This window comes from Vibrio sp. B1Z05, assembly GCF_052955985.1.
Genome location: NZ_CP130463.1, coordinates 1403632 through 1425546 on the forward strand (window position 1 = coordinate 1403632; position 21915 = coordinate 1425546).

14 protein-coding genes are annotated in these 21915 nt (G+C 42.3%); 5 read left to right on the forward strand and 9 right to left on the reverse strand.

Going from position 1 to position 21915, the window contains the following annotated elements; genetic code table 11:
- Nucleotides 1-101: 101 nt before the first annotated feature.
- The 3 genes from pepN to QV280_RS06500 all read right to left on the reverse strand — a co-directional run bounded on the left by pepN (nucleotide 102) and on the right by QV280_RS06500 (nucleotide 4947).
- The gene (gene pepN, locus QV280_RS06490; RefSeq protein WP_152819904.1) at nucleotides 102-2705 is read right to left on the reverse strand and encodes an aminopeptidase N; all 2604 of its coding nucleotides are present in this window, start codon (nucleotides 2703-2705) and stop codon (nucleotides 102-104) included.
- A gap of 536 nt (nucleotides 2706-3241) precedes the next feature.
- A complete protein-coding gene (locus tag QV280_RS06495; RefSeq protein ID WP_152819903.1) occupies nucleotides 3242-3751 on the reverse strand; it encodes an RloB domain-containing protein in 510 nt (169 codons plus the stop codon).
- Between the two features lie 11 nt (nucleotides 3752-3762).
- Nucleotides 3763-4947 carry an AAA family ATPase gene (locus QV280_RS06500; protein ID WP_152819902.1) on the reverse strand — a complete coding sequence of 395 codons (1185 nt, stop codon included), beginning with the start codon at nucleotides 4945-4947 and terminating at the stop codon, nucleotides 3763-3765.
- A gap of 550 nt (nucleotides 4948-5497) precedes the next feature.
- Here QV280_RS06500 and QV280_RS06505 point away from each other — a divergent pair.
- Nucleotides 5498-7336 carry a hypothetical protein gene (locus tag QV280_RS06505; protein WP_152819901.1) on the forward strand — a complete coding sequence of 613 codons (1839 nt, stop codon included), beginning with the start codon at nucleotides 5498-5500 and terminating at the stop codon, nucleotides 7334-7336.
- A 774-nt stretch (nucleotides 7337-8110) separates the two neighbouring features.
- On the forward strand, nucleotides 8111-9583 hold the full coding sequence (ltrA, locus tag QV280_RS06510; protein ID WP_152819900.1) for a group II intron reverse transcriptase/maturase: 1473 nt from the start codon (nucleotides 8111-8113) through the stop codon (nucleotides 9581-9583).
- A 273-nt stretch (nucleotides 9584-9856) separates the two neighbouring features.
- Here the strand turns inward: ltrA and QV280_RS06515 are convergent, their stop codons facing one another.
- The 4 genes from QV280_RS06515 to QV280_RS06530 all read right to left on the reverse strand — a co-directional run bounded on the left by QV280_RS06515 (nucleotide 9857) and on the right by QV280_RS06530 (nucleotide 13911).
- Entirely contained in the window at nucleotides 9857-10516 is a 660-nt protein-coding gene (locus QV280_RS06515; protein WP_023404682.1) for a hypothetical protein, read from the reverse strand.
- Between the two features lie 169 nt (nucleotides 10517-10685).
- On the reverse strand, nucleotides 10686-12689 hold the full coding sequence (gene prc / locus QV280_RS06520) for a carboxy terminal-processing peptidase (RefSeq protein WP_152819899.1): 2004 nt from the start codon (nucleotides 12687-12689) through the stop codon (nucleotides 10686-10688).
- A gap of 18 nt (nucleotides 12690-12707) precedes the next feature.
- On the reverse strand, nucleotides 12708-13337 hold the full coding sequence (gene proQ, locus QV280_RS06525; protein WP_152819898.1) for an RNA chaperone ProQ: 630 nt from the start codon (nucleotides 13335-13337) through the stop codon (nucleotides 12708-12710).
- A 103-nt stretch (nucleotides 13338-13440) separates the two neighbouring features.
- Complete coding sequence (locus tag QV280_RS06530) at nucleotides 13441-13911, reverse strand: GAF domain-containing protein (RefSeq protein WP_261822417.1); 471 nt, start codon at nucleotides 13909-13911, stop codon at nucleotides 13441-13443.
- 159 nt (nucleotides 13912-14070) lie between these two features.
- Here QV280_RS06530 and QV280_RS06535 point away from each other — a divergent pair, with 159 nt between their 5' ends.
- The 3 genes from QV280_RS06535 (at nucleotide 14071) to rsmF (ending at nucleotide 19643) form a co-directional block, all read left to right on the forward strand.
- A complete protein-coding gene (locus QV280_RS06535) occupies nucleotides 14071-15447 on the forward strand; it encodes a paraquat-inducible protein A (RefSeq protein ID WP_152819897.1) in 1377 nt (458 codons plus the stop codon).
- On the forward strand, nucleotides 15444-18089 hold the full coding sequence (locus QV280_RS06540) for an MlaD family protein (protein WP_152819896.1): 2646 nt from the start codon (nucleotides 15444-15446) through the stop codon (nucleotides 18087-18089). Before QV280_RS06535 ends, QV280_RS06540 begins: the two co-directional genes overlap by 4 nt.
- Nucleotides 18090-18212: 123 nt before the next feature.
- Nucleotides 18213-19643, forward strand: coding sequence for a 16S rRNA (cytosine(1407)-C(5))-methyltransferase RsmF (gene rsmF / locus QV280_RS06545; RefSeq protein WP_152819895.1), 1431 nt, complete (start codon nucleotides 18213-18215; stop codon nucleotides 19641-19643).
- A 201-nt stretch (nucleotides 19644-19844) separates the two neighbouring features.
- Here rsmF and QV280_RS06550 read toward each other — a convergent pair whose 3' ends face one another.
- Nucleotides 19845-20681, reverse strand: coding sequence for a CvfB family protein (locus tag QV280_RS06550; protein WP_152819894.1), 837 nt, complete (start codon nucleotides 20679-20681; stop codon nucleotides 19845-19847).
- 161 nt (nucleotides 20682-20842) lie between these two features.
- Nucleotides 20843-21703: a putative PEP-binding protein gene (locus tag QV280_RS06555; protein WP_152819893.1), complete on the reverse strand. Its 861-nt coding sequence runs from the start codon at nucleotides 21701-21703 to the stop codon at nucleotides 20843-20845.
- Nucleotides 21704-21915: the final 212 nt, after the last annotated feature.

Sequence of the window (21915 nt, forward strand, 5' to 3'; positions counted from 1 at the left end):
TAAGCCTTTGGTTTCATAATGATGTTAATAATATGCGATAGTGCGCAAGAGTTTATCGATGAGTATTGTTCAACTCATACCCTTTTAGCATCTATGCCCTATTACTTTAATGCGGCTTCTACTTTTTCAAATAGATCTTTCGCTAGATCTGGCGTGTCACGCAAAATCTCTAGCTCTTTACGCATCATTGCTTTACGAGTGTCATCGTAACGAGCAAATTTAAGTAACGGGTCAATCAAGCGTGACGCTACTTGCGGGTTACTGCTGTTGAGTTTTTGTAGCATCTCACCGGCAAAACGATAGCCACTACCATCAATAGCGTGCAAGCCATATGGGTTGGCGAAGAATGCGCCAATCAAGTTACGTACACGGTTAGGGTTTTGCATGCTAAAGGCGCTGTGGTTCATAGACGCTTTAACACCGGCTAGCGCATCAAGACTCGGCTTAGTCCCTTGCAACATAAACCATTTATCCATCACTAAACCGTCATGTGCCCAACGTTCGCTGTACGCATCCATTAACGTTTCACGACAAGTAAGATCACTTTGGTTTGCTGCAGACAGTGCGCCCATAGTGTCGGTCATGTTATCGCTAGCTTCAAACTGTGCTTTGGCTAACTCTTGATGTGCTGGGAGATACGACAAGTAGCTCAAGCAAGTATTGCGCAATGAACGCTTAGCAATGCTTGGATGTGAAATGTCATAGATTTCGCTGCTAAAGGATTGGTAAGTGTTCAACAGTTCACTTTCAAGGCCTGTTGCCAATGCCAGTTTCAACTCAGTTAATGCTTTTGAAATTGCATCAACGTCAATCACATCAAACCAACCGCTAACTTCGCTATGAGGTGGTAGAGTTAATGCTTCAGCAACAAAAGCGCTATCAAGGCTGGTATCTGTAAGTAATGCTCTAAACGAGTTAAGCACTTCAGCAGACAACTTAATTTCAGTGCCATTGGTAATTGCTTCTTTAATATACTGTGACATTAAGGTTTGGCCTGCATCCCAGCGAGAAACTTCGTTGGTTGCACACTTCATTAGCAAGACTAATTGCTGCTCAGTATATTGATACTCAAGTTTCACAGGAGCGGTAAATTCACGTAACAACGATGGTGTTGGCGCTTCGTCGACTTGTTCAAACACAAAACGTTGTGAGTCTTTCGTCACATGCAGCAATGTTGAATGTTCTTTGCCGCCAATGATAGGTGTGATAACGCTACCATCATTGCGGTACAGTTCTACATCAAACGGAATGTGCAGAGCTTGCTTCTCTTGCTGAGTGGCGGTTGGCGCCGTGTGCTGAGCAATGTCTAATGTGTAAGTTTTAGCTTGCGCATCATACGAATCAGTCACAGTTACTGTTGGCGTGCCTGATTGGCTGTACCACAATTTGAATTGGCTTAAGTCAACGCCAGATGCATCTTGCATTGCCGCCACAAAGTCATCACAAGTTGCAGCTGTGCCATCATGGCGTTCAAAGTACAATTTAATGCCCGCTTGGAACGCTTGCTCGCCTAGAAGTGTGTGAATCATGCGAATCACTTCACTGCCTTTTTCATACACAGTCAAAGTGTAGAAGTTGTTCATCTCAATCACTTTTTCAGGGCGAATAGGATGCGACATTGGGCTTGCATCTTCAGCAAACTGTGGACCACGAATAATGCGTACATTGTTAATGCGGTTTACAGAGCGAGAACCGAGATCACTTGAAAATTCTTGATCTCTAAATACAGTCAAACCTTCTTTAAGGCTAAGTTGGAACCAATCGCGACAAGTGACGCGGTTACCTGTCCAGTTATGGAAGTATTCGTGGCCAATCACCGCTTCAATGCCAAGGTAATCCTTGTCAGTGGCAGTAGATTGATCCGCTAGTACGAATTTAGAGTTAAAGACGTTCAAGCCTTTGTTTTCCATTGCACCCATGTTGAAGAAATCAACCGCTACAATCATGTAGATATCAAGATCGTATTCAAGGCCAAAGCGCTCTTCGTCCCATTTCATTGAGTTTTTAAGGCTGAGCATTGCATGATGTGCACGTTCAACATTGCCTTTATCAACAAAAATCTCAAGGGCCACTTCACGACCAGAACACGTGGTAAAGGTATCGATCAGTTGATCGAAGTCACCGGCAACCAATGCAAACAAGTAGCTTGGTTTTGGATGCGGGTCTTGCCATTTAACCCAGTGACGACCATTTTCAAGATCGCCCTGCGCCACTTTGTTACCGTTACTGAGTAAGAAAGGAAACTCTTGTTTGTCAGCTTCAATCGTTGTGGTGTATTTAGCCAGAACGTCAGGTCTATCTAAGAAGTAAGTAATACGTCTAAAGCCTTCTGCCTCACACTGAGTACAAAATGCGCCGTCAGACAAGTACAAACCTTCCAGTGCAGTATTTGCTGAAGGATCCACTTGTGTGGTAATTGTCAGTTCAAAGGATTGTGGCAGGTTTGAAATAGTCAAACCTTCATCAGTACGTACATAGTCAGACCAAGCATTGCCATCGACTAATACCGCTTGTAATGAAAGTTGCTCGCCAACTAATGCAAGTTCAGTTGCACCTTGGTTGGCAGTTACTTGCGAGGTTGCTGTCACCAAAGTTTCGGTGTTGTGCAATTTAAACAGCAAGTCAAGCGTGCTGATAGTATGAGAAGGCGCTGTGTAATCTTTACGATATTTGGCTACAGGCTGAGCAGAAGCTGTATCTTGCATTCGTACTTCCTTTGAATTGGGATTCTTAATGGCTTAGATTCTATTTTTATCAGCATAATTACAAGTATTCTGATGCGGTATTCACAAATCTCTGACACAAAGATTTACATTTGATGTATTTATCTTCGATCTTTAGCCGAAATTACGCTAATTTGCGCTTAAAAAACCATTAACCACACTATTAACAATGACTTTAAAAAAGACACCGAGCGGCAAGCTATTGTGCTTTCCTGTTGCTTTTACCTAACAAACGCAACTCAAACGCCTTAATGTATAGTCACGAACTCCAGACACATTAAGGCGTTTTTTCTGAGACAAAAATTTGTTCTATGACGTACTCTTCGGCACAAAGATCCAACAGGTTATTGGGCAAGACCTTGTTAGAGTACTTGCTCGAAAAAGGTTCTGTTAGATAAGAAAAAGTATCTTGTTTCTATAGAAATTTAGAACATATCCCGTAACGTTTTCCGCACCTAACTCTCGACAGTGAAGATATTACCCACTAACCCCGTTAATGGAAATTAAACTATTTGTATTTATTTTTGATTAGAGATCAACTCTCTAAGCTTAACAATCTGCTCTTTTTCAGTAGCATCCAAAACTTTTTTTGAAAATGATTTTTGATAGCTAGTCTTTTGAGTAGGGCAGCCACCAAGATAAGGTCTAAGTTTAGTTTTACAGCTGTCACCACAGGTTCCAGCCTTAACACCAAGTACATCAAGCAACATCCCCTCAAGACATACAGGTGTAGATAAAATTACTTCAATCTTATGCTTTTTCGCATACGCCCAATCTTGTTGCTGTATTACAACGTCACTATCCATCAACACATATCGTTTGTCGTAAGCGGCTTCTTGGCTCTTTTTAGCAGACATGAGAATATTTCTAGGTGACCCACCATCTGATGATTCTATTTTAACGACTTGGCCAGTTTTTCGGCCGTCATAGTTGTCTTTCATGTGATTCAAAAAAGCTCTATCATGAATACCCTCACCAACGACGATTAGTGATGTAACATTAGCCTTTCTAATTTTCTTCTTAGCCAATTTCAACACTCCTATACGTTGGGTACAGCACCTAGAGCACCAGCTTGGTACTTAGCGTAAAGGTTGTCATCAGCACGAATTCCTACCATTTCATCTAACCGCCATGCATCACTTTCAAGAGACTCTTTTTCTACAAGGTAGACTTGGTGTTTCTTGAGCATATTTAGTATTTCTGGAGTGTGGCAAGTAAAAATAATCTGTGCATCATTTTGGTTAGTCTCTTTATGCTTAAACCAATCCAGGATGACTGGGAGCATGTGAGGGTGGAGGTCGTTATCAATCTCATCTAGTATAGCAACACCACCATATTGTAATACTGGCAGTACCCTACGAAGCATTACGAAAAGAGCTTTAGTACCGCTAGACTCCTCGAATAATGGGAGTGTAAATTCACCTTTTTCGCACTTATGGAAAGCGAAAGGAAAGTCAAACTCATGTTCTTCTCCTTTTTCATCTGTAACCTTTTGCTGTTTATATTCAATATCGTGAATTCCCAAATCAAAATCAAAGACAGCTTGGTGTAATCTCTGTTTCAACTTACTATCATCTTTTAGAAATTCGGTCGCTTCTAGAATATCACCATCATTGAAATGTCTACGCCCCATCATATTCACATTGAAAATAAAGCTATTAAAGTACGTATAGAGTTCGGATGCGTTAGATACGTTTTGTTGAAATGCAGCAGAAATAACAGAGACATTACTTCTCACCTTCTTAGCTTGAGCCACTGAAAATCCGAAGCCTTTTTGCTTGTAACTGTACCCATCATCAGCTTTCTCTCTAACGAACACATACGAGTAGCTACGACTAGTTTTTTTATACAGTGATTCCAACAATACATCATTTTTTGTAACCGATAAGTTGTACTTGTACTGCTCCCCACCGAGCATAAAGTGCAACTCAAAATCAGTCGGCTTATCGGTATACAATCGGTGAGGCATGTATGGGATACTTTCAGAGGGTTTATAGTCGAACGCAGAAGTCGATATAAATGAGCTAAGGAAAGCAAGTGGACGCAACAGCTGAGTCTTACCAGCACCATTAGCCCCAACAACTGCCAATACCTTGTTTAGACGCTCACCAGATTCTAGGTTTATGTCGTAGTAGGAAGCTGATGGTTTTTTCCCAACTTCAAAAGAAACTTCTTGTTCATTGCCAAATGAGTAGAAATTTTTACAGATAAATCTTATTAACATAGAAAGACCATAATCAACATATTTTTGTTGATTATGGTCTTTCCGCGTGCACTTTTCAACTATATTAAGTGTGATTTATGCCTAGCGCTCAAGTTGTTGAATATGAATTTCTGGACTTTTGTATATATGTTATTGAGAAATACATTGACTGCCACATTTTGCAAAACGCCAGCGAAACCATACTGGCATAGCTTTTTGCAATAGATAGCCATCCTAAAATGATGTTTTCCCGTTTTTTAGTCTTACTTGTATTATAAAAAGTAGGTCAAGTGATGCTTTGGTAAAGTGTGTATTCAATCAGGCGAAACAAAGAAATGGACATAAACGTTCTAGCTTTCATGCTAGTAGCAATCATACAGGCACATCTCTGGACAGCCTAACAGCACTTTTTTACAGTTCAGTGTTAATTGTGTAAGTTGCTTTCGGGATTTACCTGTTTCTCATACCAAACCAGTGACATGGTTAACAGATTAATATTGATTTATATACCTGCTAAAAATGCGGAGTTATCATTGATCGATTACTTTACGTATTTCAGCAGGGCATTCTCATGAAGTTAAATCTTGTTCTTAACCACACAAATCAAGTCGAGCGATCAAAGTTTGTAAATTGTATCGATAAGCTATGCCAAGACAGCAAAGAAGATACCGATTTAGCCAAACAACTTGAGAAAATCGATGGCCAACTTAAAGCAGCATCAGGCAATGAAATCACGCAATTATTTAGCCTAATTCAAAATCTTTTCCAAAAACATCTAAAAGAACAAATCGCTATCGGCGGACCTCAAGTGTCTTTGCTTATTAATATCCTCGTCAGAGATGGGAATTGCATTGCTACCATTCCTTGGATTGAAAATCTTTATGCCAAAGAATATGCCGAGATTGATAAGCTAAGCCAAAGCCTCATAAAAGATATTGAAGAAAACGACTCAAGCGACTTTGAGCGATTGAATCGCCTAGATATCTACCGTGAGTGCATGAAAGCTGCATTTAACAACGATTTAAGGTCTAATCGTACTGCAAAAATATCTGAAGATGAGCGAAGCATCTTAAATGTCTTAGCTGAACGCCTTGCGCTTTCTAGAGAGGAAGTTCATGCGATTGAACACTCTGTAGACCCGATTCCAGAACTAGGTATTGAAAGTTCATTAGAGTACCTTCGAGAAAACGGTGTCATCCTTATCAACCGCCGTCGCTCTGAAATTATGATTGCCGATGAAATTATCGAATCTCTTCATGGCGTTATTGGAAAAGAGCTGCATGATAAATATGTCCTTCGCATTCTTAGGTCACTTTCTGATGCTGACCTTTCCAATATACTCAAAAACCACGGCTACAAAATTAGGGGAGTTGAGAGACAAGTTAAAATAACCACCATTGCACACTCTGGCTTATCCATCAGAAGCATTTTAATGACAGATCTCCATGCTGAAGACGCCACTCAAAATCAGAGAAAAGAACGTATCAAGCAACTCATTGAAGATATGGACCTCGATATTTCAAGAATAGGGACAAGGTTACAAGATCGCATTGACGTTTTGATTGAACACCTAAGGTCATCAGAAGAAGAAGAGTTTAACGTACTTAGTGTAAGTGGCTATAAAGAACTACTCGAAGTACTGTCTCAAAAAGAATTAAATGTTGAAGATAGGATTCGAGCAGACTTCGAAATTGAAAACAAGGAGACACTTGATCCTGAACGCCTCAAAGCACTAAGTATCACACCACTAGATATCCTTTATCTCTATAGCAATGATGAGATTAAGACTATCCGCAATGATATGAATTTACCTCGACGTGGCAACCCTAGAAGCCAAATTATCGAGAGTTTTGCCAGTGCCAATGACCGACTTATCGAAAACTATCATCTTTTGGCCTGCCGTGACCTTCAAGGACTTCAAACTGCAGGTATTGATATCAAAGAAGCTGATATCGGTGTGAAATTTGAGGAGGCGACACGTTCGATTTTAGAACAACTAGGCATGACTATTGATGAAGATTTGAGAAAAGATATCAATACAGCGAAAGACAAAGCTGACATCATCATTTCGTTAGAAAATGATGATGTCATCGTTGGTGAAGCAAAGTCATTTAAGAATGGACAGTTTTCTAAATACTCTTCAACATCTAGACAAGTTAAAGCATATGTTAAGCGCTGTGAAAGCAACGGGCATCGAGTCGCTCAAGTACTTATTGTTGCACCTGCATTTTCTGATGACTTCATTGATGCAGCTGATATGGATACCGAAATAAACATTTCTTTACTCGAAGCTGAGGGATTACAGAAAATTCTAGCCGCTTTTAAACAGCGTAGAAACCCTAACTTTTCACCTAAATTATTGACCAAAGGTGGGCTACTAAAAGCTGACTTGATCTCAAAATCAATCTAAATATTGTTTATTTTCCGTCGAGACCTAGAGGATGCTGCTAGGTCTTTAATTTATCGATCATTTTCAATTCTTGATGAACTATTGCCATAGGGTTCACCTTCGCTAAGTATAGTATTGAAGCATATGGTAAAGCCTGAAAAAACTAGGCACTTGACTGGCATTAGGAAAAGTTAGTCAAATCATTGTAAGAAACTTCGGGGCGTGCGACGTGAAGTCGTATGAAGCGCTGTTCACCGCTTAATGTATGAACCATCTGTATCACCAGATGAACCTAGGAGCCTGAATAAAGTAGCGGCTCTGACAATGTAACGAAGAACGGGGTCATGCCGTTCGGGATTTGAATCGTGAGAGGACGATCCTCCTGATAACCACAATCGGGTGAGTGCTAGGTAGTCAGCATGATGAACATATGTGAATCCGCTCAAGGCGCGTTATGTTTGCAAACAGCGGAAGTGGTTAATACGCTGTAGCCAAAAAGGCACGAGAGTCGGAAAGAGATTGCCCCATGCTCTTTCGTGATCATTGAACTCTCCGCACCATAGCGGGCATCTAAACTGACATTGCGTGACATACGGAACACGGTAAGCCTGTATCACTCCCTCTGGGAAAGCCTCTGTGGCCGATAGTGATGCAGGTATAGGAGGTTGGAAAAAGCGAAGGCTGCATTGTAACGATGCAGATACAGGCTTGTGCCTGATCATGAAAGTGAGCCCACTTCCAACTGGTCTCTCGTTGCGAGAGAGTTTGAATAACTTTATTAAGGAAGAAAAGCAAATGATGATTTCGAATGAGATTAGTGCATCTTCTGACAATGCACTGTGGCAATCCATTAACTGGAAGACCGTAGAGGCGAACGTCTTAAAGCTTCAAATGCGTATCGCAAAGGCAACTAGAGACGGTAAACATGGCAAAGCAAAAGCATTGCAGTGGATACTGACTCACTCTCGCTCAGCTAAACTTCTTGCTGTTAAGCGAGTCTCTCAAAATAAAGGCAGTAAAACGCCTGGAATAGACGGCGTTGTCTGGAACACAGACACGCGTCGTATGAAAGCAGTAAATCAACTGAGTCGGAAAGCTTATCAAGCGAAACCACTCAGGCGTATCTATATCCCAAAAAAGAATGGCAAACTTCGACCTCTGGGCATTCCATGCATGATAGATAGAGCACAACAAGCACTACACCTATTATCGCTAGAGCCCATATCAGAAACAATTGCCGACCCTAATAGTTATGGCTTTAGAGCAAATCGTAGCACGGCTGACGCTGTCGACCAGTGCTTCAAGTGTTTAGCTTTAAAGAAATCGGCTAAATGGGTTCTTGAAGGAGATATTAAAGCTTGCTTCGACAAAGTCGGGCATCAATGGCTTATGGATAACATTGCCATGGATAAACGAATGCTGGAGCAGTGGCTAAAGTCTGGATTTGTAGATAAAGGGCTATTTTACGACACCGATGAAGGCACACCGCAAGGCGGGATCATTTCCCCAACCTTGATGTTGATGACGTTATCGGGGCTCGAACAGCGCGTTAAGTCTACCGCTCTTATGAAAGGATCAAGAGCCAACTTTATTGGTTACGCCGACGATTTCGTCGTCACTTGCGCTTCAAAGGAAGTGCTCGAGAACGATATCAAACCGTTGATTGCTGATTTCTTAGCGGAAAGAGGCTTAACATTATCCGAAGAGAAAACGCACATTACTCATATCAACGATGGCTTTGACTTTCTTGGGTTCAACCATAGGAAGTATAAAGGAAAACTGCTCATTAAGCCGAGTAAATCCAATACGTTGATGTTCTTAAGCAACCTGCGTGAACTCATCAAAAAGCACGTAACCCTTCCAGTGAATGATCTTATCAAACTGATAAATCCGAAACTCAGGGGATGGTCGAACTATTATCGACACTGCGTGGCTAAACAGGTATTCGGATATATAGGTCACAAGCTATTCCATACGTTATGGCACTGGGCTAAAAGGCGTCATCCAACAAAGTCTAAAACTTGGATCGCCCTAAAATACTTCATCAACCGAAAAGGCCAGTGGCAGTTTCACGGTTGGCGGAAGATCATGGATATGGATTGCCAGTTCAATCTCTTCCAAATAGCCAAAGTGCCAATAGAAAGGCATGTAAAAATCCGAAGTGCAGTGACACCATTTGACCCTCAATACCAAGAATACTTGGCTAAAAGGAAGTCAAAAAGGCTAGCTCGTAACTCTTGGAACGAACCTGCTCCGACTGCTTTATAAGTTGCTGGGTATCATTTGATGCCTTTGTGGAGGCTTGAGCCTAGTGCAGTGAAAGTTGCACGCTGGGTTCTTAGGGAGACGGCACTTGGTAACAAGTGTCGTCCACCCGACAGAATGAGTTTGCCAACAACAAACTTTAAACCTAAGCCCCGTTAGTAATAGCACCACCAAAGCGCAATGCCTAGACCGAGTGGCACCTTTATAAATACTATTACGCTAGCGTAACGAGTGATGATGATTCAGAACAAACTAAAATCGACGGGCCAACTTTAATTAACGCACCCTTGCCAGCTCAGCATACATATCTGTACCCGCCCCCGACAACGTTAAGATGTCATCTTGCAGATTGTAACTGGATTGGGTTTCGCCGTTTTCGTAGAGCAAAACAATATGCTCGTCTTCAATATAATAAATGCCCCGCTTTATCGACTCTTGACCATCAATACCACTGGATCGTGACATGAACACAAAATCTGGCTGTAAAACAAGATCCAGTTTTTGCACATTACTGGCCAGTAAATCATCACCGGATAATGTTTGACTCGACCATACCCCCGCTAATGGCGTTGATAATGCTTTGTAAAACGTAATGCCATTTAAATTGAGACGGTTGTGTGTAGTCGTATAGGCATAAACTTGTGGCGTTGGTGTATCTAAACCCAAAATAATGCTGTCATTACTGGCGTTATACGTGCCTTGCCAATGCTCTACTGAATAATCTCGCTTTTGAATATCAATAGAAAACGAATAATTAGAGCTTAAACGCAAACGAATCGCCAAAAAGTCTTCTTGGTTAGAATCGGGTTCAGTATTAGAGATATACCACTCACCAAGGATAAACGGATAATCGAAACTGGCTTCTGGGTTGTTATCAGCACTGACCTTAAACGGCAGCAACAGCATCATGATTAACACCAATAATAATTTTTTCATCACAATCCCCAACTTGCGTTCACTTAATAAGCTTAGAGCGAGTTAGGAAAATATGCGAAAAATTTGATCTCTCTCACACTGAATTTGTGCATCGCATAATTCACAGACACAAAAAAAGTGGCCTAAAGCCACTTTTTAATTTTACGTTGTACTACCCGTTAAACACGAATTAGTTTGCTGTATCCGACAACATATCTACCATGACAGCAACTGACTCATCAAGATAAGCATCTGGCGCTTTATAGTCCTTTGGAACATCGTCTAAAGACTTAAAGGCTTTTTCACCAAGGGATTTCTGGCGAGTGTTGATTCGCTGTAAACGCTCTTGGTCTCGTTTATCCGATTCTTGTTGGCGTGTCTTCAAGTTTAAAGACAGTTCATTAGAATCTTTCTCTTCTTTATAACGAGCGATGTCTTCTTTAATGAAACCAAACTCAATGTCTTTTTGCACACGTTGTTCATGTTGCGCAGTCAACTGCTTAACAAGAGCTGTGTCATCAGTCATTGTGTTGTATTTAGCCGGCTCAATACTGTCCCATGGCAACGCATTGTCTTCAACGCTCTCGCCCGTTTCAGCAGGATCAATCGGTGTTGGATATTGAATATCTGGGATCACACCTTTGTTTTGAGTACTGCCACCGTCAATTCGATAGAATTTCTGGATAGTGTATTGCACATACCCTAATTCATTGTCGAACAAATCGTAGATATGATTTAACGAGCGGTGTTGCTGCACTGTACCTTTACCAAAGGAATTCTCACCAAGAATGATCGCTCGGCCGTAATCTTGCATAGCAGCGGCAAAGATTTCAGAGGCAGATGCACTGTAGCGGTTAATCAGTACCGTCATCGGGCCGTCATAACTGATCAGATTATCGTTATCAGAATTCACATTAATGCGACCGTAACTGTCACGTACTTGCACCACTGGGCCACTAGTAATAAATAGGCCAGATAGCGCGGTTGCTTCGGTTAACGCACCGCCACCGTTGTTACGCAGATCAACAATGATGCCATCCACGTTTTTGGCTTTAAGCTCTGTAATCAGCTTATCGGTATCTTTAGATAAACCAACATAGAAGCTAGGCACTTCAAGTACACCAAACTTTTTGCCGTCTTTTTCAATCACTTCAGATTTAACTGCGCGATCTTCTAAGCGAACTTTGTCACGAACAATAGTGACTTCACGGCTTTTCGCATCTTTACCTTCAGGCAAAATCTGCAAAATGACTTTGGTGCCTTTTGGACCTTTGATCAGCTCAACGACGTCATCTAAACGCCAACCGATCACATCAACAATCTCTTTGCCTTCTTGACCTACGCCAATAATGCGATCGCCATCGTTCAACTCTTTACTTTTTGCAGCAGGTCCACCAGCGACAAGTGAGCGAATCACCGTATAGTCGTCGGTCATTTGCAACACAGCGCCAATCCCTTCTAAAGAAAGGTTCATTTCCGCTTGGAATGAGTCGGCATTACGAGGAGATAGATAACTAGTATGCGGGTCTACTTGGCGAGCGAAGGCGTTCATATACAGCTGAAAAACATCTTCACTGTGAGATTGAGAGATTCGTTTCATGGCGTTGTTATAACGCTTAGTCAGTATCTCTTTGATCTCAGGCCATTTTTTATCTGTCAGAGCTAAGTTTAACGCATCGTATTTAACGCGCTTGCGCCACAGATCGTTAATTTCTTTTTCATCAACAGGCCAAGCTTCTTTGCTGCGGTCTAACTCTATCGATTCATCCACATCAAACTTAATTTCGTGGTCGAGTAAAGAAAGCGCGTAGCGATAACGTTCAAAGCGTTTACGCATTGCAATGTTATAAAGCTCAAAAGCAATGGTGTTATCACCAGCAACGAGTGCTTCATCAAGCTGAGTGCGCTCTGTTTTGAAACCGTCGACTTCTGATTGAGTAAAGAGATTGCGACTAAAATCTAGCATATTGAGATATCGATCAAATATCTCGGCTGAGAATTGGTCATCAAGCTTAAATTGCTTGTAGTGAGAACGAGTAAAACGAGAAGTGACTCGTTTTGCAGCCGTTTGGTGTTGAAGCTCTGGGGTGAGAACCGGTAAATCTTTTACCGATAGGTTTGCTTCAACAGCCTGTGCAGACGCAGCTAGCATAACGCTAGCTGCAATCAGCGTAATCTTTGAACGCATTTTCATTCGCAGGATAAGCTCCTTTTAGGCGCGAAGATGCTCCGCCTTAACGACCATTTGTAGGCCATTATTGAGTTGCACTCGCACATCATCCTTGTTGACTTCAACGATGGTCGCAGCCATGTTGCCTTTACCCATATTCACATTTACATTATTACCAACAGTGATTTCATCGCTGTTCAATGTACGTGTTTCAACTGGGGCTTTCTTAGCTTGCTCAACTCGTGGTTTAGGTTTACGAGCTGGTGCGGCTTTTTTAGCTTGAGCACGTTTTGCTTTTTGCTCTTCACGAGCTTTATCAGCTTGCTCTTTTCTGCGAGCTGCTACGCGAGCTTTGCTTTCAGCAAGAGCTTGTTGCGCATGATCCACATGTTCTTGTTCTAGTACGCCACAGTCGTTGCCATCTAGGTCAACACGTACCGCACCAGTTTTGACGCCATGAAGGTAACGCCAAGAAGAAGTGTATTGTCTTAGCGCTGCTCTAAGTTGAGTCTTGCTCACTTTCGCATCTTCACTTAAACGTTCTGCTAAATCTTGAAAAATACCAATTTTCAGAGGTTTAGCTTCGCCTTCTAAAGTAAAGCACTTAGGGAAGCATTCAGCAATGTACGCAATCACTTCTTTGCTGGTTTTTAATTTTTCGGTGTTTTCCATGCGGGTTCCTGATTAAACGCGACTTTGTGCGCGAGATTCTCAATAATATTCTGCGCTATTATAAAGAGATGCCAAGTAAAAACCACACCCGAGTGTTATTTTACTAAGAGTTAATTGCTTTATTGAGCAATTTTTCGACCATATCCATCAATAAAACTAGCCCTTGCTCATCAATTTCACTAAATCGACCGTGTTTAGGGCTGTCGATGTCTAATACGCCATACACCTCACCATTGATTGAAAACGGAATAACAATCTCGGAATTACTGGCTGCATCACAGGCAATATGACCTTCAAATGCGTGTACATCTTCAATGCGCTGTACTGTATTGGTTGCAGCTGCGGTGCCACATACCCCTTTACCCCAATTAATTCGAATGCAGGCTGGGTTGCCTTGGAATGGGCCTAAAACCAACTGATCGTTTTCTTTAAGATAAAAGCCTACCCAATTAATATCGGACAATTCCATATTAAGTACAGCGCTGATGTTCGCAAGATTCGCAATTATATTTGTTTCATCGCCAATTAACGCTTCAACCTGTTGTATAACCCTTTGGTAGTCTTTAATATTCACTTAATCACCTATTTTGAAATTGTAACCAAACCTTTGTATACGCTTCTCTGTTGAATTCAAAGTTCGATATTGCGTATATACTGCAAACTGTAACTCATAAATCGTTGAATCTAAACTGACTATGACAATAAACATTCAAAGTAAGTTACTAAAATCGCAATGAGCTCTTCTAAGCATTCACCGCTAAGCCAGGATGAACACTATTCAAGTTCGCAGCTAAGAGTTTGCCAAGGTTGTGGCATCACGGTAGCGGCGCCCCCGATTGCGGATAATCAAAATGCCTATTGTCCACGTTGCGATACGCAACTTTATCGTGGGCACCGTCACACCTGCTCGGGAGATGTGGCACTCGCCATTGTCGGCTTAATGCTATTTATTCCCGTGGTTTTCTTCCCATTCTTATCAATACGTTTATTCGGTGAGCACATTGACGCCACCTTATTACAAGGTGTGGTACTGCTAGTAGATGAAGGGTTTACCTTTGTTGGCTTATTAGTGCTGTTTTGTAGCTTTTTAGTACCCATAACGCTGTGCGTGAGCGTTATCACCGCCAATCTTGCCCTCAAATGGCAACATTATTCGTTAATGCGCTGGAGCATGTTCGGGGTTTATCATTTAAAACACTGGATGATGATTGATGTTTATATCGTCAGTATTGCTATTTGCTGCTTTAAGCTCACCGATTATAGCGACCTTATCTTTGGCTTATCGCTACCAGTTTTAGGCGTATTACAACTGGTGTGTCTTGCCATAGTGATACGCGTGAGCCCGAGAAAATATTGGCAAAGCTTTGATCAGACCTTAGCGGTTGAGCGCCCTAGCCTGCCAAAACTGCAAATGGGTCAGATAAACCGCCATTTGCAAGATTGCCCGCAGTGTCACCTAGTACAGCAAACATCACAAGCACAACAAACGAGCCAACGCTGTATTCGCTGTCATCAACCCATTACCTTTAATGAAAGTCGATCGCTACAGGCGACTTGGGCATTTCTTATTGTGGCTACCATCGCCTTAATCCCAGCTAACGTGGTGCCTATTTCGATATTGTTTGCCAATGGCGCAAGAATCGAGGACACCATTTTTTCTGGCGTCATTTCACTGATTAACAACGACATGCTGGTGATTGCCATCATAATTTTCGTCGCCAGTATCGTAGTGCCTGTGGCTAAGATATTGGGGATTTTATATTTACTGTTATGTATCCATTTCAAACGCACTGTCTTTCATAGACAACGTATGATGCTGTTTTACATCGTTAAATGGATAGGAAAATGGTCAATGGTCGACCTTTTTGTGATGTCTATTATGCTTACACTAGTGGATCGCGGACAAATATTGAACTTTACCCCAGGTTATGGCGCAGTAGCCTTTGGCGTTGTCGTCATCTTTACCATGCTCGCAACCGATGCATTAAATCCAAAATTAATATGGAAAAACCATAACGTTACAAACCTTGGCGATAAAAGCCCTAGCGATAAAAAAACTAGCGATAGCCACTCAACTCAATCTAATTCAACTGGTGATACTTTTTCATGACCGAGCCAACCCACTCTTCGTTGCCGTCTCCTAAAGTTAAGCGTTCAACGGGACTCTCACCGCTTTGGGCGCTGCCCATCATTGCCTTACTATTGGGCGGATGGCTAATGTACAAAAGCATTAGCGAATCAGGGCAACATATCCGTATTCACTTTTCTAACGCGCAAGGCTTAATTGCCGGACGCACCACACTGCGCTTCCAAGGCTTAGAAGTGGGCATGGTCAGAAAACTGGAATTAGCGCCAAATCTGGACGGTATTTACGTTGATGCCGAGCTCTACCCCAATGCTAAACAATTGTTAGGCGAAGATACTAAGTTTTGGCTAGTAAAACCTACGGCTAGTCTTTCCGGTGTGTCAGGGTTAGATGCGTTAGTGTCGGGCAATTACATCGCCATACAAAGCGCGACTATTGGGTTTAATAAAGTGCCGCTCTCATACAACGCTCTGCCAAAAGCGCCACAAGATTTACACAGCGGCAATATTGAAGGTTTGCGACTGACCTTGCGCAGTAAAGATTTAGGCTCGGTCAATGTCGGCTCTAAAATCCTGTTTAGAAAAATCCCGATTGGTGAGATCTACAGTTTTAACCTTGATCAAGAAGGCAAGTCTGTCATTTTACGTGCGCTGATTGATGAAGAGTATGAACACATAATTACCAGCGAAAGCCGCTTTTGGAATGTCTCTGGCATTAATGCCAAAGTGGGCTTTGATGGCGTTGATGTCAGCGTCGAGAGTTTAGCGGCCCTTATTGGCGGAGGCATAGCGGTCGATTCTCCTGCTCGCGGACACAAAGTGGATTCGGATACTGAATTTAGACTCTACCCAGATCTTGCCACCGCAGGACGAGGCATTCCTATCTCAATCACTCTACCCGATGACAACAACATCAATCCGTCAGGCGCGCCGTTGATTTATCGCGGTATTGAGATTGGTCAAATTACCAACATCAGATTAAGCAAAGACCGAGCCGACATCGTAGCGCAAGCCACTATAGAGCCTGCCTATCACGATCTTTTAAATTCAGGCTCACAGTTTTTGTTAGAAGAAGCCTCCCTTTCCCTGAGCGGCATCGATAACCTAGGCAACTTTGTCACCGGCAACTTTCTCACCTTGTTACCCGGTGAAGGTGAAGCCTCTCGCTCCTTTAAAGCCGTTAAACAAGATGAACTGAACGTGCAAGACAGCAGTAATGTGGCGCTGTCTTTAATGGCAAAAAACAGTTTCGGTCTCAATAGCGGCTCTGCCGTGCTATACCAAGGTATTCAAGTTGGGCACGTTACGTCGTCACAACTACAAAAAGAAGGCGTTAAAATTAACGTCCTAATTGACGCCAAATATCGCGATTTGATTCGCTCTAAAAACCGATTTTACTTCTCAAGTGGCGTTTCAGCGAGTTTGGACGCAGGCGCGTTAAATGTGGATATTCCACCTATCCAACACTTACTGGCTGGCAGTATTAGCTTTATTCAAGACGGCAAGCCATCAATTAATTCTAGCTACGCCCTGTATGACAATGAATCGTTAGCCCAATTGGCTCTTGATAGTGCATCAGGTCATCAAATCCTATCCCTTATTTCAAGTGAGCTGCCTCCGGTTAACGTTGGAAGCCCAGTGTTCTATCGCAACTTAGTTGTTGGGCAAGTGCTCGATTATGAGCTTGGACATTCGGGCATGGAAGTATCGATTAAACTGGATAGCCAATATCGGCATTTAATTAAAGCCGATACCGTATTTTGGAACCATTCAGGGGTTGATATAAAAGCAGGGTTAACCGGAGTCTCAGTAAAAGCGGCGCCATTAACCCGACTAATACAAGGCGGCATCGCCTTTGATAGCATCGCAGGCGTTGAAAATAAACTCAGTCATCACTACAAACTCTACCCTGATCAGGATGCAGCGCGCCACTTCGGTAAAATCATTCGCCTAAACGCCACTGAAAACTCATCCATCACTACAGGCAGTAAAATTAAATACCAAGGCGTCGATGTGGGTGAAGTGACCGTAGTTTCACCTCTTTTCGAGAAACAAGGCGTGGAAGTGCTGGCCCGTATTTACCCAAAATATGTGGATAAAGTGGCGGTTAAAGGCTCTACCTTTTGGGTAGTGAGCCCGGAAGTGAGCTTGTCTGGGGTGAAGAATTTAGCCAGCGCTTTAATACCAAGTATCGAAGTGAACCCTGCCCGCAACAAGCAGCGACAAGACAACTTTACCCTCTATCAGCAAAAACCCGGTAAACAAACGGTTCGTTTTTATCTACAAAGTAAAGTCAAAGGCTCTATTGCGCCAAACACTCCGATTTTATATCGCGAAATACCCGTGGGATTGGTCAGTGATGTTCGCCTTGGTGATTTGGCCGACCGAGTGATCATCAGCATAGATATTGATAAAGATTATGCGTATTTGATTCGAGAAAACTCACTATTTTGGAATGTCTCAGGTTTAGATATTTCTGTCGGGCTTAGCGGCGCAAAAGTAAAAGCAGGTACGGTGGAAAGCTTATTAAAAGGCGGCATTGCATTTTCGACTCCCGAAGCCTCGTCTTTATCGGCTATTGCCAAGCCTGAACGCTCATTTTATCTATACGCAACCGCAGAGCCTGAATGGTTAGAATGGCGCACTGTCATTCCTAAACCGCACTAACGCAGGATTAATAGCGCTCAACTCAAGCAATATAAAGCGTTAAAGGCCACTCTTTAACGCTTTCATCCCACCGTCAGCATTGCTACACTTCCCTTGCTCGCTCCCCTCAACAGGAATTCCACCTTGCATCAGAACGTATATATCCCAGATGAGTTTATTGAACTTATCGCGCAACAAATGCCTAGTCACCTTAAGTTAGACGAACTGCTTGAGGCTTGCAGACGCCCTTTAAAGCGCAGTATTCGAGTGAATACCTTAAAAATATCGGTTGAAGAATTTACACAACAAGCCACTGAAATGGGTTGGACACTGACACCGGTTCCTTGGTGTGCTGAGGGTTTTTGGCTTGACGATGTAGATGAGTCTTCCACCTCACTGGGTAACACCAGTCAGCATCTTGCTGGGTTATTTTACATTCAAGAAGCCAGTTCAATGATGCCCGTTACCGCCTTATTCGAGCAACTTGATGTCAATGAAGAATTTCGTGTACTGGATATGGCGGCCGCTCCTGGCTCGAAAACCACACAAATTGCTAGCCATATTGGTAAAGATGGCTTAGTGATTGCCAACGAGTTTTCCGCTAGCCGAGTAAAGATTTTATTTGGCAACCTGATGCGTTGTGGCGTCGGCAACATGGCGATGACCAACTTTGATGCTCGCGTGTTTGGCTCTTGGCTTCCTGAAACCTTTGATGCAATTTTACTGGATGCGCCCTGCTCAGGCGAAGGCTCATTAAGAAAAGACGCTGATGCAATGAAAAACTGGAGTTTATCCTCGGTTGAAGAAATTGCCAGCACCCAAAAAGATCTTATAGAAAGTGCCTTCCACGCGCTAAAACCTAACGGAACCTTGGTCTATTCAACTTGTACTTTAAACCTGCAAGAAAACCAACAAGTGGTGCAACACCTATTAGACACCTTTGCTGATTGCATTGAAGTAGAACCGTTACAACAGTTATTTGATGGAGCTGAGCTCTCTGCTACTGAAGAAGGTTATCTGCACGTTTACCCACAAGTTTATGATTGCGAAGGCTTCTTTATCGCCCGATTTAAAAAGACAGCTTCAGTGACTGCCCCTGCCGTTAAAAAACGCTTGGGTAAGTTTCCTTTCCAATTGTTATCAGCAAAAGAATGTGACAACGTAACAAAGTTGTTATCCACGACACTAGGCATTACTATCCCAAGCAGTTTTTCACTTTGGCAACGTGACAACGAAGTATGGCTATTCCCAAAATTAATTGAGCCCTTATTGGGTCAAATGCGCTTTCAACGTATAGGCATAAAACTTGCCGAAGCACATAAGAAAGGCTATCGCTGGCAACATCAAGGCGTAGTCGCCATGAGTGAGCACAACGAAACAAACGCTATCGATTTAACGTTGGAAGAAGCACGTGAATGGTATATGGGTCGAGACATTCGTCCATTACAAAGTAGTGGCAAAGGCGAAATCTTAGTGCGTTATGATAATGTCACGATAGGTTTAGGCAAATGGGTAGGCAATAGGGTTAAAAATGGATTACCACGAGAAATGGTAAGAGATAATAATCTTTTCTAATTCAGACAGATGTTATCAATTAGTGCCGAGTGCGGCTATGCGTTATGGCAAGACGCGCTCGGTGTACTAAACTTAGAGGAATAACGCGATTAGCGCAGGCTCTCAAGAAGAGCCATTCCCCTAAGCCTAGGTGAGGATAACCTAGGCTATTTTTTTTGCTTTTAATAAGCGACTTTCAATTGCTGATTTAATTCAATACGCTTATTTAACGCGGTGAATACCGTCAGCTTCAATGGTGATATGCCCTGCTTTGTATAGACCACCAATGGTTTTCTTAAACGTGCCTTTACTGGTGCGGAACACTTTAAAGATAGCGTCGGGTGTCGACTTATCATTTAGTGGCAAGAAACCGTCTTTCTTATCCAGCAGGTCTAAAATCTTCTCACTAAGATCATCCATCTTAGCCACGCCAATCTTTTGTAGTGATAAATCAATTTTACCGTCTTCACGCACTTGTTTGATGTAACCTTTTAGGCGCTTACCAATAAACAGCTTACCAATCACATCAGAGCTAAAGATCATGCCCCAATGCTCACCGTTAATAATTGCTTTGTAACCTAAGTCACTTCGCTCGGCGATAAGCAACTCAACTTGTTGATTTGATTTATAATGTTGCGGCGTCTTATCTAACCACTTGTTGAACTTAGTGGTGCCTACGATACGGCCACTTGCATTGTCCGTATAAACGTACACTAAGATAGTTTGGCCTTCATTGAAACGCGCACGCTGTTCGCTGTAAGGGATCAATAGATCTTTTTTCTCAATGCCCCAGTTTACGAATGCGCCAGTGCTGTTGATGCTAGTGATTTCCATCAAACCCCACTCGCCCACTTGGGCAATTGGTTTTTCGCGGGTAGCGCACAATGCGTTATCTGAATCAAAGTACAGGAATACGTTAATAGATTGACCAACTTCAGGCTCGTCACTGAGTTGTTTTTTAGGAAGTAGCACACTCCCATAATCAAATGCGTCTAGAAAAACGCCAAAGTCAGTGATTTGGATAATTGTAAGTGCGTTAAGTTGGCCAATTTTTATCATTTTTTTACTCGTATTAGTCGATATCGCGACGATTGTATTGCCTTAGTTACACAATACAAAGCCTTTTCTGGACTTTATTGATAGAACCTAGCTAACACTATGGCCAATGATTTGCTCACACAAATCATTGGCGCATGTTAAACCCGTTCAGCGCTCAGTAATTAATCGACGTTAATAATGTCGCATTGAGGGTATTCAAGTAAAAATTCTTGTAGCTTAGTATTTTCTGCAAGCGCTTCAGTCAGCACAATAGAAGATTTACGCGCTGCATTGGCTTGGGTTAATACTTGAGCTAGCAGTCCTAGCACAGCTTCATTTTGTACATTGTAGCCAGTAGATACCGCTTCATTATTGCGATCAATACCCAAAGTCAGCTGGGTTAGAGAAGCCAAATCCACACACACGCCATCAAAGTATTTCAGCAAACGTTCAGAAAGAAGTACCGCTGATGGTGTATCTGCGCCAAACAGCACTTTTAAGCCGTTTAATCCACGAGGAAGACCTTGCTCTGCTAATCGGTCGATAACCTTAGCCGCATCGCTTAGACTGCGTACAAACGGTACTACGACTTCTACGTTAATCTCTTTTTCACGCAGCGCTTTGATAAACTGACATTCCAAAGCAAAACTTGGCTTGTAAAAATCCGAGGCATAACGAGAAACGCCACGCGCACCTAACATAGGGTTGGTTTCACACTCTTCTAAACTGCCCGCAATTAGCGCCGAGAAAGAACTGCTGTCACAGTTGCTCAGTTGTACGCGAACACGTTTGTATTGAGCCAGTTCAAGTTCAGTTGCCGTTTCATTTAGCACTTCTTGATAAAACTCAGTCAGATCTTGTCCATTGACTACAGCATCCAATGCCATTTGATCAGCATCACTTAGCGTTAAGTCACTACCAATCAGTGCAGGGTGAAAAAACATTCGTTCTTGAATGACATCACCGATTGACAGTAATACGTGCTCAGCACCCTCATTGCGTTGTTGCAACGAGTTGCCCAAAAGTAATTCCGAATTTGGCATTTGCGTCCTACCTAGACTCTAGTTGTTATTAAAATCAAAATACCACCACCGATTAATGTTTCAAATAGCCAATTGATAAAATCTGCCAAGAAAATGATCGATTCGAGCTCTATCCGCTTATCTAGTGTGCAAAAAGGTAAACAACCCTGTTTTAAGAACAAATAATGAACAGTTATTTAGCTATGGCGGTTAATTTTATTGATTTTAAACGT